General features: G+C 31.8%; 13 protein-coding genes. 7 read left to right on the top strand and 6 right to left on the bottom strand.

Going from position 1 to position 13,937, the window contains the following annotated elements; translation table 11 throughout:
* The 3 genes from LCI24_RS10925 to LCI24_RS10935 form a co-directional block, all read right to left on the bottom strand.
* A partial coding sequence (locus tag LCI24_RS10925) for a hypothetical protein (protein ID WP_274640397.1) occupies nt 1-2,872 on the bottom strand: 2,872 nt, incomplete at its 3' end.
* A gap of 381 nt (nt 2,873-3,253) precedes the next feature.
* Nucleotides 3,254-4,387 carry a cysteine desulfurase family protein gene (locus LCI24_RS10930; protein WP_274640398.1) on the bottom strand — a complete coding sequence of 378 codons (1,134 nt, stop codon included), beginning with the start codon at nt 4,385-4,387 and terminating at the stop codon, nt 3,254-3,256.
* 46 nt (nt 4,388-4,433) lie between these two features.
* Complete coding sequence (locus tag LCI24_RS10935) at nt 4,434-4,979, bottom strand: Smr/MutS family protein (RefSeq protein WP_273694577.1); 546 nt, start codon at nt 4,977-4,979, stop codon at nt 4,434-4,436.
* An 83-nt stretch (nt 4,980-5,062) separates the two neighbouring features.
* Between LCI24_RS10935 and LCI24_RS10940 the strand changes: the two genes are divergently transcribed.
* The gene (locus LCI24_RS10940) at nt 5,063-5,698 is read left to right on the top strand and encodes a low molecular weight phosphatase family protein (RefSeq protein ID WP_273694578.1); all 636 of its coding nucleotides are present in this window, start codon (nt 5,063-5,065) and stop codon (nt 5,696-5,698) included.
* A 3-nt stretch (nt 5,699-5,701) separates the two neighbouring features.
* Here the strand turns inward: LCI24_RS10940 and ppk2 (LCI24_RS10945) are convergent, their stop codons facing one another.
* Both ppk2 (LCI24_RS10945) and ppk2 (LCI24_RS10950) read right to left on the bottom strand, forming a co-directional pair.
* On the bottom strand, nt 5,702-6,481 hold the full coding sequence (gene ppk2, locus LCI24_RS10945; protein WP_274640399.1) for a polyphosphate kinase 2: 780 nt from the start codon (nt 6,479-6,481) through the stop codon (nt 5,702-5,704).
* Between the two features lie 2 nt (nt 6,482-6,483).
* The gene (gene ppk2, locus LCI24_RS10950; RefSeq protein WP_274640400.1) at nt 6,484-7,341 is read right to left on the bottom strand and encodes a polyphosphate kinase 2; all 858 of its coding nucleotides are present in this window, start codon (nt 7,339-7,341) and stop codon (nt 6,484-6,486) included.
* Between the two features lie 68 nt (nt 7,342-7,409).
* Here ppk2 (LCI24_RS10950) and LCI24_RS10955 point away from each other — a divergent pair, with 68 nt between their 5' ends.
* Both LCI24_RS10955 and dnaN read left to right on the top strand, forming a co-directional pair.
* Entirely contained in the window at nt 7,410-8,354 is a 945-nt protein-coding gene (locus tag LCI24_RS10955) for a lipid A deacylase LpxR family protein (RefSeq protein WP_274640401.1), read from the top strand.
* Between the two features lie 86 nt (nt 8,355-8,440).
* On the top strand, nt 8,441-9,559 hold the full coding sequence (gene dnaN / locus LCI24_RS10960) for a DNA polymerase III subunit beta (protein ID WP_115900742.1): 1,119 nt from the start codon (nt 8,441-8,443) through the stop codon (nt 9,557-9,559).
* 85 nt (nt 9,560-9,644) lie between these two features.
* On the opposite strand, the gene LCI24_RS10965 is transcribed toward dnaN, so the two are convergent.
* The gene (locus LCI24_RS10965) at nt 9,645-10,610 is read right to left on the bottom strand and encodes a hypothetical protein (protein ID WP_274640402.1); all 966 of its coding nucleotides are present in this window, start codon (nt 10,608-10,610) and stop codon (nt 9,645-9,647) included.
* 344 nt (nt 10,611-10,954) lie between these two features.
* On the opposite strand from LCI24_RS10965, the gene LCI24_RS10970 reads away from it, so the two are divergent.
* From LCI24_RS10970 to dapB, 4 genes are read left to right on the top strand one after another with little or no spacing between them, the layout of a single operon-like run.
* Nucleotides 10,955-11,719 (top strand): ParA family protein, encoded by a 765-nt coding sequence (locus LCI24_RS10970; RefSeq protein ID WP_274640403.1) that lies wholly within the window; start codon nt 10,955-10,957, stop codon nt 11,717-11,719.
* A 9-nt stretch (nt 11,720-11,728) separates the two neighbouring features.
* On the top strand, nt 11,729-12,616 hold the full coding sequence (locus LCI24_RS10975) for a ParB/RepB/Spo0J family partition protein (RefSeq protein WP_047789667.1): 888 nt from the start codon (nt 11,729-11,731) through the stop codon (nt 12,614-12,616).
* Entirely contained in the window at nt 12,617-13,195 is a 579-nt protein-coding gene (locus tag LCI24_RS10980) for a DUF5683 domain-containing protein (RefSeq protein ID WP_274640404.1), read from the top strand.
* 1 nt (nt 13,196) lies between these two features.
* The gene (dapB, locus tag LCI24_RS10985) at nt 13,197-13,898 is read left to right on the top strand and encodes a 4-hydroxy-tetrahydrodipicolinate reductase (protein WP_274640405.1); all 702 of its coding nucleotides are present in this window, start codon (nt 13,197-13,199) and stop codon (nt 13,896-13,898) included.
* The last annotated feature ends 39 nt before the right edge of the window (nt 13,899-13,937 follow it).

Consider the following 13,937-nt stretch of genomic DNA (forward strand, 5'->3'; position numbering starts at 1 on the left):
GTTCTATTTCATAACATCCACTAGCTGAAGTTAACTTTATATAATAAGTTCCACTAGTAGCTACTGCGTTAGGAGATGTCAGGGTATTTGTAGCAACTGAATCTGTCCAGTATGTTAACGTGCCCGCAGAACTGCTTCCGTTAACTCCATCTGTTACTGTGCTAGCCGTTAAATCAACAGTTGATGGGCTACATACTGATGCTGGATTCGTTATTATTAAAGTTGGTACAGCGTCTGTGTTTGCTGTAGCACTTGTTCCTACTCCTTGACCTTGTGTATTATTACCTCCATCAGCAGATCCACCAGAATTAACTATATTAGGAACACCATCACTATCTACTCCTCCTGTTATTCTACCACCTGATAAGTCTGATATACCCACATTTTCATCTCCTTCTATAGCATCAAAACAACCATCATCATCTGAATCGGTATCTAAATAATCTGGAATATTATCATTATCCGTATCAACACAAGATGAATACACTTTTACTGCTCCACCAATTCTATCTGGTCCTGAACCATCTTGATTTATGACATTGAAATTATTTATTCCTGCTAAAAAAGAAATAGTATTAAAAGAAGAACCATCTCTGGGTTGCATTAACTCTAAAGATGTAGAACTCGTTGATCGAGAACCATATACTGTAATATTTCCAGAAAAATCAATTTCGACCTTTAATCTTGGTATACCGTTAGTATTTGCTAACCATGGTGAACTCATTAAAGAATTATCTGAAGTAAATTCCATAATTACTTCTCCTGAATTAACAATATTCTCTAATTGTAATACATTATTTGTATTTAATCCTCCGCCATTTATTTCTATCGCTACAGAGTTATCTACATAATAAAAATCAAATACCGCTGAAGAAACTGCTGATTGTGAAAAACTAGTAGTACTTCCTCCATCACCTCCAAAAACAGCAAAATAATTAGTTGTACAGGCTCCTTCCGAAGAATCAAGAATACCATCGTTATCATCATCTAAGTCACAAACATCATTTATACCATCTGAATCTGCATCATTTGTATCAACTATTACTGTCACCACCGCTGTTGGAGAACTCTCACATGCTACTCCATTTTGCGTAGATATTGTAATCCTCCTAAACTGTGTTGTAACTGTTAAAGCAGTTGGATCATAAATCGATGATGTTTCTCCAGAAATAGTGCTCCAATTAGTTCCATCTTCACTCATTTCCCATCGGTAACTTATTGTACCACTTCCACTACCATCTACATCGCTTGTAAATGCTACAGGGTTTCCTCCACTGCAAATTACTTGATCTCCTGCAATGGTTCCTTCGGTAACTTCATCTTGAATTGTCACTACAACTGGCTCTATTTCATAACAACCACTAGCTGATGTTAGTTTTATATAATAAGTTCCACTGGTAGCAACCGCCGCAGGAGTTGCTAGAGTATTTGTAGCGGCAGCATCTGTCCAATATGTTAATGTTCCTGCTGTACTACTTCCATTAGTTCCATCAGTTACATTATTTGCAGTTAAATCTACCGTATTTGAAAAACATACTGTTGGTGGTGGTGTAATGATTAAGTTTGGACTTGCATCAGCACTAAACACTAATTTTGAACCAACTCCTTGTCCTTCATCTCCACCTATATCTGCTGCCCCTCCTGAGTTTACTAAATTAGGAACTCCAAAATTTGTTATTCCTCCTGTTGAAAAAATATTTATTCTATCATTTCCATCTAATTGAGACACCTCTACATTTTCATCTCCTTCAATAGCATCTGGGCAACCATCTCCATCTGAATCTACATCTAATCTATCAACAAAAGCATCACCATCTGTATTTATATCTGCACAATTGGTATAACTAAAACTACTATATGAAACATTATCTACACCTAACCATCTTCCTCCTCCAAAATTAACACCGTGTATTTTTAAATACTGAGCATCAGAGTTAATAGTATAACTTTTTAATTCCTCTGTATTATTGTTATTAAATGTATATGTAGTAGAACTTGTAAAGCTTACTCCATCATATGACTCTTCTACTATCATTTGAACATTATTCCCTCCACTACTTCTATATTTCATAGCTTCAATAGTGATAGTTACTCCTGCAGGGATAACACTCCCTAGGTTAACTATGAGTTCTTCACTACTCGAATTCATCCATGCTAATTGATTATCAGATCCTATAGCATTACCCGGAGATGAAACACCAGTGGATGAAGTTGCACTAGATGCATTTGCTCCTGGTACATTTGTAGTTGTACAGCTTTGTTCATCTATATCTAGAATTCCATCATTATCATCATCTAAATCATATACATCTGCGATATTATCTCCATCAGTGTCCTGAGAACAATTTGTTGTGGCCGTACTTCCTCCATCTGATAAAGTTATATTTGTAGGATCTCCAGAATAATTTGTAACTAAAAAAGCATAGTATTTACCAGAAGTTACTGTTGGTATATAAAAAGTAAAAAATGACTCGGGTTCATAATCACAATCTAGTGGTGTTGAATAAGAACCACATTGAGATAACATATCATTTATCGAGTCAAATGGCCCCCATATAGCCCCATCTACATCTACGTTATTAGAATTTGTTTGATTAATTATTAAACTCCCCCCTGTACTCGCTTGAAAGAAAAACCATTTAGAATTGGGAGTAGAACTTAAACAACCATAATTGTTTCCTGGAGTAATATCTCTAGCAGAACCTCCTGAAGTTTCTGCTGTATAAGTCTGAGTAGTACCAATACAAACTGGTGTAAAATCTGAAATTACACTACAGTCTTGTCCATAAAACTCTACCGAAAACAAAAGAGTTAACACTAAAAAGAAGACCTTCTTATATGTACTGATTTTAGAAACGTAGCTTTCCCCCATATTAATACATTTTATTTTATATACAATGTTGTACCCCAAAATTCTTCGAGGCTATTTATTTTTTAATAAACAATATGGTGGGATATAAAAAACCCCACACAAAAACGTTAAGTTGCTCTTTTACAACTTATTTCTTGTGGGGGGCTTCTAATTATTTTCAGTGTGCAAAAGTAAACTATTTTTACTTCCACTAAAACATTAGACGTAAAATTAACAATTTAGGTCACATTATAGATAAAAAAAACACACTAGTGATAACCTATAAATAAAACCTATTTTAAAAACTCTCTAGAAACGCTTTATAAAGACTTAATTTCTAATAAGAATATTCTCTAGCAAAGAAATAAAAAAACGTCTTAAATACAAACAAAAAAGACTTTATTATTTTTTTAGTACTTTTTTTAACTGACTAAGTACATAATCAACTTCATCGAATGTGTTTAATTTACTAAAAGAAAACCGTACAGATGTTTTCTTTTCTTCATTTTCACCTAAAAACTCCTGTAACACATGAGACCCTTTACTACTTCCACTTTGACAAGCACTACCTCCAGAAACTGCTACTCCAGACAAATCTAAATTAAATAACAACATTTTATCTTCAATAGGAAATTGTAAGTTCAATATTGTATAACTTGTTTTTTCTACAGATTCTCCATTAATCTCAATACCAGGTATTAATTCTTTTACTTTAGCTACAAAGTACTTTTTTAACCCTAAAATATACTCTTTATCTTTTCCTAAATCTTCATAAGCTATAGTTAACGCTTTTTCCATACCAACTATGGAGTGTACATTTTCTGTACTTGACCTAGCTCCTTTTTCTTGCTCTCCTCCATGCAACATTGGTAGTATTCCTATACCTTTTTTAAAATAAGCAAATCCTACTCCTTTAGGTCCATGAAATTTATGAGCGCTTGCTGCAATAAAATCTATTGGTGTTTTTTGTAAGTCTATATCATAATGTCCTATGGCTTGTACTGTATCTGAATGAAAATACGCTTCATGTTCTTTACATAATGCTACCACATCTTCTATAGGCAGTAAATTACCTATCTCGTTATTTACATACATTAAACTCACCAAAGTTTTTTTCTTTGATTTATTTAGTAAGTCCCCCAGACTCTCCATTGAAACAGTTCCGTTTTCATTTACCCTAACATAATCTACAGTTATTTTGTATTCTCTTTCTAAAAACTTAACTGTATTTAAAACTGCATGGTGCTCTATCTTAGAAGTAATAATTCTTTCAACTCCTAAATTTAAAACTGCATTAAATAAAATTAGATTGTCTGCTTCTGTTCCTCCAGCTGTAAAAATAATTTCACTTGAAGACACATTAAAATGTTTTGCTATATTTTTTCTGGCTGTTTCTACCGCAGCTTTAGCTTTCCTACCATATTGATGAGTAGATGATGGGTTACCAAAATTTGTTAACATTGATTGTTGAACAGCTTCAATAACTTCAGGCAACATAGGTGTTGTTGCTGCATTGTCTAAGTAAACAGATTTCATAGGGCAAAAATAAGGTTTTCTTTCTGATAGTTAAGCTTTCAAAAAATTACTGATTTTGAAAAATATATACCTCGGTAGCTCCTTGTCCATACTTTTGATAAGAAGCATCATAATATTTAACTGGATAGTTATTTAACAAGTATTGTAACTCTGTTTTTAAAACCCCATCTCCTACTCCATGTATTAAAACTAGTTTTGATATTCTTTTAGATATACAATATTCTAATTTATGTTTTGCTGTATTGATTTGTATTGATAAAATATCAAAATTATCCATTCCTCTTGTAGACTTAACCAACTTTTCAGCATGTAAATCTACTTCCATTACTATTTCTTTTTTATCTTTTACAAAAGATGTTTTTTTCTTCTTTTCTTTGGATTGAATTTTTGCTTTTAGCATTGGATTATTGATGTCAGAATACTTGCTTAACTCATTTTGATCCACTTCAACTTTTACCAATTCTTTCCTAAGAAAACAATACTCCATTCCGTCCTCATCTTTAACAAAAACCTCTTCATTTTTAATTTTTGTTACAAATCCTCTAATATCAGCATCAATTACTGCCACTTTATTACCGATTTCTAAACACATCCTTAACCTTTATTTAATTAGCTAAAAGGGTATTAGCTTGTATTTTTGCAAATAATTACACTCTGCAAAAGAACTGCAAATAAATGATAAACACTAAGAATATTAATACAAAAATTTTCTTTGAGGAAGCAAGAAAAGAGTTAATCCTTACTGAAGAGCGAAAAGATTTATTACTTGAAATAGCTGATACTATTCTTGAAGAGTATCTTGATAGAGAGAAAATAAATTTAAACTTTATTTGTACTCATAATTCTCGTAGAAGTCAATTAGCACAAGTATGGAGTTTCTTTGCTATTGAATATTTCAACTTAAAGAATATGTTTACTTATTCTGGCGGAACAGAAACTACTTCTTTCCATAGAAATACTGTGAAATGCTTACAAAAAACTGGTTTTACTTTTAGTGTAGTTGATTTTTCTCATCAAAACCCAAGATATTTGGTTTCCTTTAACGGAACTAAAAAATCTATCTTAGGTTTTTCTAAACTATATGATCATCCTCAAAACAGTTATCCTTTTGTCGCTATAACTACTTGTGATAATGCTGACCAAAACTGTCCGTATATTCCCGATGCTATTGAGCGTTTTCACTTACCTTATAACGACCCTAAAGCATCAGACAATACTGATTTAACTGAAGAAACATATCTAGAAACAAGCAAACAAATTGCTGGTGAGTTGTTTTTTATTTTTGAAAATATTCAACAAAAATTATCTTAGTTTTTATACCTCTATACTTTTATCGTAAGGTATTCTTTCTAGTATGTAATTAATCACATTTATTCTTGCTATTGTTTTTCTATTTGCTCGAATAACTTTCCAAGGAGATATTTCTGTGTTTGTTTTTGAAAACATGGCCTTTTTGTATTCTGTATAATCATCCCAAAGCTCTTGAGCTTTTTCATCTACAGGTGTCATTTTCCATTGTTTTAATGGATTGTTCTTTATATCATTAAATCGTTTCGCTTGTTCCTTTTTGTTGATAGACATGTAAATTTTCACCAAACGAATACCTGATTCTAAGATCATACGTTCAAAATCATTTACCTGATTCATAAAAATCTCATATTCTTCTTGCGTACAAAAACCATTAACAGGTTCAACAACCGCTCGATTATACCAGCTTCTATCAAAAAAAACTATTTCTCCTGCTTTAGGAAACTGCTCTACATATCGCTGAAAATACCACTGAGTTTTTTGATCTTCATTTGGTTTTGGAAGTGCTACAATTCGCATATGACGAGGATTAATACGCTCTGTTATTCTACGTATTGCTCCACCTTTTCCTGCAGCATCTCTTCCTTCAAAAATTACAATTATTCGTTCATTTTCTTTTATTGCCCAAGCCTGTAAACGAATTATTTCAACTTGTAATTTTTTTAGTTTTCTTTCATAATCAACATATCGAATTGCTCTTTCTAAATTAAAAGATTTCGACAATAAAGCTTTTAAACCTCTTGTTGTATTTAGTTTATTTACGTCTCTTTGAGTTAACTTTCCCATTCTTAATCTAAATGTTTTACTGAACGATAATAACGCATTACAATATTTGGATCTGGTGTTAAAATCGTTTGAGCTTCTTCTTTTCCTTCGTAATCAAATTGAGATAGCACATGACGCATACACTCAACTCTTGCTTCTTTTTTATTATTCGTTTTTACTACTATCCACGGACTGTAAGCTGTATGTGTTTTACTAAACATTTCGTTTTTATAGTAACTATATCTATCCCATAATTCTTGCCCTCTTTTATCTACAGGACTAAACTTCCAACGTTTTAATGGGTTGTTATTTCGAGAATTGAAACGACGTAATTGCTCATCTTTTGAAATTGAAAGCCAAAACTTTATAACCACCACCCCATCTTCATATAACATATGTTCAAACTCTGGTACTTGCACCAAAAAATTCTGATACTGATCATCGGTACAAAACCCCATTACAGGCTCTACTACTGCTCTATTATACCAGCTACGATCAAAAAAAACTATTTCACCTGGATTTGGTAATTCTTTAATATAACGCTGAAAATACCATTGTCCTTTTTCTACTTCTGTAGGTTTATTTAAAGCTACCAAACGAGTAGAACGCGGGTTCATATGCTCCATAAAACGTCGAATACTTCCTCCTTTCCCTGCTGCGTCTCTTCCTTCAAAAATTACTGCTACTCTTTTTTTATTTTTCGCAATCCATCGTTGAAGTTTTACCAATTCTATCTGTAATTTCCTTAACTCTTCTTCATAATCTAACTTAACCTTAACCTTACTTATAGAAATTCCCTTTTCTTTAATTATAGCCAACAACTCTTTATTAGTTGAAACATTTTCAAAATCTTCAATTGTTAATACAGGTTCTTCTTTCATAAGTCTATTAATTATTCTTCTTAATAATTTAACCAAGGTTGTGCTAAAATAATACGATATTTACAGCTATGAAAAAAAATATACTACTTTTATTTATCTTACTTTCTCTTCCTTCTTTCTCACAACGCAAATACGCTAAAGAGTTTAGTTTTATAAATGATAATGATTTATACACCTCTACTTACCAAGACAGATATTATACCAATGGAGCTTTTTTAACATACCGCTTTCTAAGCAAACAACAGGTAGAAAACCTTGATAAAAAAATATATGAAATTCAATTAGGGCATCATATGTACACCCCTTATAAAGCTATCGTAGAAACCGTTGAAGAACATGATCGTCCCTTTGCTGGTTATTTATTTGGTAGCTTTGGTATAAACAGGTTTTTCAAGAATGAATCTATTTTAAAAACATCCATACAAATAGGTGTCATCGGTTCATCTTCTTTAAGCAAAGAACTGCAAGGCGTTATTCATAAAATGTATGGTTTTAGAGAAGCTACTGGATGGGAGTACCAAATAAAAGATGCTTTTGCTCTTAACTTAAAGGCTGATTATATAAAAAAAATAACTAAAGACAATGTTTTTGATCTTAATTGGACTAACTCTGCCAGGTTAGGTACTGTTTATACTGATTTATCAACCGGTCTATACACTCGTATTGGTTTCATACCTTTAGAAAGTATCATTAACTCTATTGCTTTTCACGGAAATCTAAATAATCAAAACACGAACTTCGAGAATAAAGCTGAAGTCTTTTTATACTTAAAACCAATGATACATTATGTAGCCTATGACGCCACTATAGAAGGTAGCTTTTTAAATGACAATAGTCCTGTTACATTTGACGTAGAACCTTTTAAGTTTACAACAGAGTTTGGAATTCGTTTTACAAGTAATCGTTTTAATTTTGGTTATGCTATAAATTATCATACTAAAAAACTTAAAAGTTTGCGTGTTCCTAAAGGGAATTTTTACGGCACAATACAGTTAAATTATCAGTTTAATTAAGCTTATTGCACACCCATAAAAAAATAATTTTTAAAATCATCAAATTAAGATATATTTGTAAGTCTAATAAATAGAAAAATTACTAAATGAAATTTATCGTATCTAGCTCACAATTATTAAAACAACTACAAGTTTTAGGTGGGGTTATAAATAGCAATAACACGTTACCAATTTTAGATAACTTTTTATTTGAACTATCTGAAAACGAATTAAAAATATCAGCTTCCGACCTTGAGACAACCATGTCATCAGTTATTGAAGTTGAAAGTACTGATACTGGAGCGATTGCTATAAATGCTCGTTTGCTATTAGATACTTTAAAAACATTTCCTGAACAACCTCTTACATTTAAGGTTGAAGGAGATAATACTATTGAGATTATTTCTGAGCAAGGGAAGTATGACATGGCTTACTTTAGCGGAGATGAGTTCCCTAAAGCTGTAGAATTACCTTCTCCAAGTAGTACGGAAATTCCATCAAACATTTTAGCTACAGCTATTTCAAAAACTATTTTCGCTGCTGGTAATGATGATTTACGCCCAGTAATGAGTGGTGTATTTTTTCAGTTCAATTCAAAAGAATTAACTTTTGTAGCTACTGACGCTCACAAATTAGTAAAATATACCCGTACTGATATTACTGCTGATAAATCAGCTGAATTTATCATGCCTAAAAAACCTTTAAACTTATTAAAGGGTATTTTAGGAGGTTCAGAAAATAACGTAACTATTGAGTATAACGATACCAATGCTAAGTTTACTTTTGACAACGTAGTATTAATCTGTCGATTAATTGATGGAAAATACCCTAATTACGAAGCAGTTATACCAAAAGAAAACCCAAATAAATTAACAGTAGATAGAGCTTCTTTCTTAAACTCTGTTCGTCGTGTATCTATTTTCTCTAGTAAGACTACACATCAAATTCGTTTAAAAATGGCTGGTACCGAGTTAAATATTTCTGCGGAAGATTTAGATTACTCTAATAAAGCTGACGAACGATTGAATTGTGATTATCAAGGAGATGACATGCAAATTGGATTCAACTCTCGTTTTTTAAGTGAAATGTTGAACAACTTAAACTCTAACGATGTTTTAATTGAAATGAGTTTACCAAATAGAGCTGGAATTTTAACTCCAATTGATGGAACTGAAGAAGGTGAACTAGTAACTATGCTTGTTATGCCTGTGATGTTAAACGGGTAAAAACACATACATAAACTAAGAAAACCACATTTAATTAATTAAATGTGGTTTTTTATTTTATAACTTGATTTTTAAACTTCTGTTTTTAATAAATTAATGTAGTTGAAACAGTATTTGGACTTGCACTATACCAATGTGCCCAGTGCTTCGTTTGACCTTCCTGAGGAACATAAACATTAGGTGCAATAGGAAAACCTACCGACCAGTCATACACTTTGTTAGCTGAATTACAATAACAATATTTATGACCAGAAGCATTAAGCGTTACAGTTGGAAACCCAAAAGTTGAATAAACTTTATAGCTTAACTCATACTCTAATCTGTTATCTGTTTTTACAGTTTTCCAATTTGACCACCATAAAAATTTCTTACGCTTTTGAACCTTCGTCTTAGCTCCTATAGAACTATAAAAAACCCAATAACCATTATACTGTCTAGCTTTCATTCTATAATTACTATTGAAATAAACATATGAAGTAGCTCCTTTTGCACTTACATCATCTCTTTCCAACTTGTTGTTGTGCATATATACACTTAAATCTTTGGTATACTCAATGGTTTTTCCTTTTTCTATTTCTACTTTACCTTCTTTGTAAGCTGTTAAAAATTCGTTTATTTGACTTGAACTTCCTTCAGTGTATGTGTAAACAAATTCTCCATCAATTCTAAAGATTTTATCCTGAATTCCTATTTCACCGTCTTCGTTTAGCAACAGCAACAACATGTCATCATTAGAACTTACTAGGGAAACCTCTTTTTCATTAATTCCTAACTTTTCTGCTTCATCTGGCTCTAAGTTATAAACTAATAATAATGGATTATACTTCCCTTCTTCTGACATTCTTCTTGCTTCATCTAATAAATCTGTTTCAGATTCATGATGCTGTGAAATAAACGCTTTTAATTCTTCAGCAGTTGCAAAACGCAACATATTAGAACCACTTTCTCTAGATAGTTCAATTTCTTTTATTTGAGTTTTTTCTTTTACCTCCTCTTCTTTGCAAGATATAATCATGATACTTAACATGATTACTGTAATAATTTTTTTCATGTAATAATTAAAGTTTATTTAGTTTTACCTACTCGTTCGCTTTTCGGTTGCCGCGATTAATTTTAGCAGATTCTATAATCTACATAACCATTCTTGTAACTAGTTAAAAAAGAACACTTCAAAAGTATGATTGAACCTTTAATGCAAAGAATGTTAAAAACTATACTTTAAGAGGGAAAAAAACCCAAAAAAAAGAGGCTTTAATTTTAGCTTATTAAAAATAAATATGAATTAATTCTTTTGATAAGTGGCAATTATGAACTTAATCATTTTTATTAACGTCTTTCTCTTTCAAAAATGATAAATAATTGTAAATTTACCTCTTTCAAACTTTATAAATTATAATGGGTAGAATTATTGCAATTGCAAATCAAAAAGGTGGCGTAGGTAAAACTACTACATCTGTAAACTTAGCTGCGGCTTTAGGTGTTTTAGAAAAAAAAGTATTATTAATTGATGCTGATCCCCAAGCAAATGCTACTTCTGGTTTAGGTTTAGACGTTGAAAGTGTAGAAATTGGAACATATCAGGTTTTAGAACACACAATTCCTGCTAAGGATACTGTTTTAAAAACAGACTCTCCTAACGTTGACTTAATCCCTGCTCATATTGATTTAGTAGCCATTGAAATTGAATTGGTAGACAAGCAACAACGCGAGTACATGTTAAAAAATGCATTAGAGGACATTAAAGATGATTACGATTTTATTTTAATTGATTGCGCTCCATCTTTAGGTTTAATTACCTTAAATTCTCTTGTTGCAGCTGACTCTGTTGTTATCCCTATTCAATGTGAATATTTTGCTTTAGAAGGTTTAGGAAAACTATTAAATACTATTAAGAGTGTTCAAAAAATACATAATCAAGAACTAGAAATAGAAGGTTTATTATTAACCATGTTTGATTCTCGTTTACGCTTGTCAAACCAAGTGGTAGATGAAGTACGTAAACACTTCAGTTCTATGGTTTTTGAAACAATAGTACATAGAAACATTCGTTTAAGTGAGGCACCAAGTTATGGAGAAAGTATAATTTCATACGATGCTACGAGTAAAGGTGCCGTAAATTACTTAAATTTGGCGAACGAAATTTTAACTAAAAACGTATAATCACTGTAAATGGCAAAAGCAACAAAAAAACAAGCTTTAGGTAGAGGTTTATCAGCATTATTAAAAGAAACTGCAGAAGTAAATTCAGCAGAAGACAAAAATGCAGATAAGTTAGTTGGAAATATTATTGAGATTGATATAAACTCAATAGACGTAAACCCATACCAACCTAGAACTTATTTTGATGAAGAAGCGTTGCGCGAACTAGCTAGTTCTATTAAAGAATTAGGAGTTATTCAGCCTATTACTGTACGTAAACTATCTAGTGATAAATTCCAATTAGTTTCTGGAGAGCGTCGTTTTAGAGCTTCTAAACTTATTGGTAACAAAACAGTTCCTGCTTATATTCGTTTAGCTAACGATCAGGAAATGTTAGAAATGGCGTTGGTTGAAAATATCCAGCGTAAAAATTTAGACCCAATTGAAGTTGCTCTTTCTTATCAACGTTTAATTGATGAAATTCAACTTACTCAAGAAGAACTAAGTACTCGTGTAGGTAAAAAACGTTCTACAGTTACTAACTATTTGCGTTTACTTAAGTTAGACCCAATTATTCAGACAGGAATGCGTGATGGGTTTATTTCAATGGGACACGGTCGTGCTTTAATTAATGTTGATAGTAATTCTGATCAATTAAACATTTATGAAAAAATTGTTCGTGATAAACTATCGGTACGTCAAACAGAAGAGCTAGTAAAAAACTTAAAAGCTGGTAAGGTTGCTAAAACAGCTAAAAAGAAAGCTTTACCTAATTATATTTCTGAAAGTGTTAAAGATATTAGCGACTATTTCGGACATAAAATTGACGTTACGGTGAACAATCGTGGAAAAGGTAAAATTTCTATCCCTTTTCATTCAGAAGAAGACTTTAATCGTATTAAAAACTTATTAAAGTAATTGAACATACGTACAATCATATTCGCTTTTTTTAGTCTTTTTTTGTTTCAAAATACATTTGCTCAAAAAGATTCTATTGCCGTTAGGGCAAAACAGCTTCAATTAACTAGCGACAAATACAACCCTTTATCCCCTTCAAAAGCAGCTTTTTATTCGGCTATTTTTCCTGGAGGTGGACAAATTTATAATGGAAAATACTGGAAAGCTCCAATAGTATGGGCAGCAATGGGCGCCAGTGCTTATTTTTATATTGATAATAGTGACCAATATGATCGCTACCGAACAGCTTTTAAACTTCGTAAACAAGGGTTAAAAGACGAATTTACTAGAGAGGATGGAACTGTTCTTATTTCTACTGCTGGTTTAGAAAGTGCTCAAAAAACTTTACGAAAAAATAGAGATTTATCATTATTAACTGGTGTACTTTTATACGTTTTACAAATTGTTGAAGCTAGTGTCAACGCACACTTATTACAATTTGATACAGATGATAGCTTATCTGTAAAACCAGTAATAACTCCAGATCCTTTATTTATTGAAGCACCAAAGGTTGGTTTAACACTAAAATATTCTTTTTAAGATGAAAATAGCCTTACTTGGTTATGGTAGAATGGGTAAAGAAATTGAAAAAATTGCTTTACAAAGAGGTCATGAAATTGTTATAAAAGCTTCTGGGAAAGAAGTGTATGATATTACAGAAGCTGATGTAGCAATAGACTTTAGTATTCCTTCTTCTGCATACGACAATATCAGTAATTGTATTAACAATAATATTCCTGTTATTTCAGGAACCACTGGTTGGTTAGATAAATACGAAGATATCGTTAATTTGTGTAATGAAAAGAAAGGCGCATTTATTTATGCTTCTAACTTTAGCTTAGGTGTTAATGTTTTCTTTGAACTAAACGAACAACTTGCTAAAATGATGAGTACTTTAGAGCAATATAATATTTCTATTGAAGAAATCCATCATACTAAGAAGCTAGACGCCCCTAGTGGTACCGCAATTACATTAGCTGAAGGTATTATTGAAAACACAAACAAAAAAGCTTGGGAGCTAGATAAAAAAACATCAGACGAAAATATTCCTATCACAGCTATCCGAACTCCAGATGTTCCAGGTACTCATACTGTAACTTATAACTCTGAAGTAGATACAATTGATATTAAACACACCGCTCATAATCGTCAAGGTTTTGCTTTAGGTGCAGTAATTGCTGCTGAATGGTTAAATGGTAAAACAGGTATTTTTACTATGCGAGATGTGTTAAACTTAGGTTAATAGCGTAACAAAAAACTCTAAAAGCACACAAATAATATT

Source organism: Tenacibaculum larymnensis (assembly GCF_028829235.1).
Taxonomy (GTDB): domain Bacteria; phylum Bacteroidota; class Bacteroidia; order Flavobacteriales; family Flavobacteriaceae; genus Polaribacter; species Polaribacter larymnensis.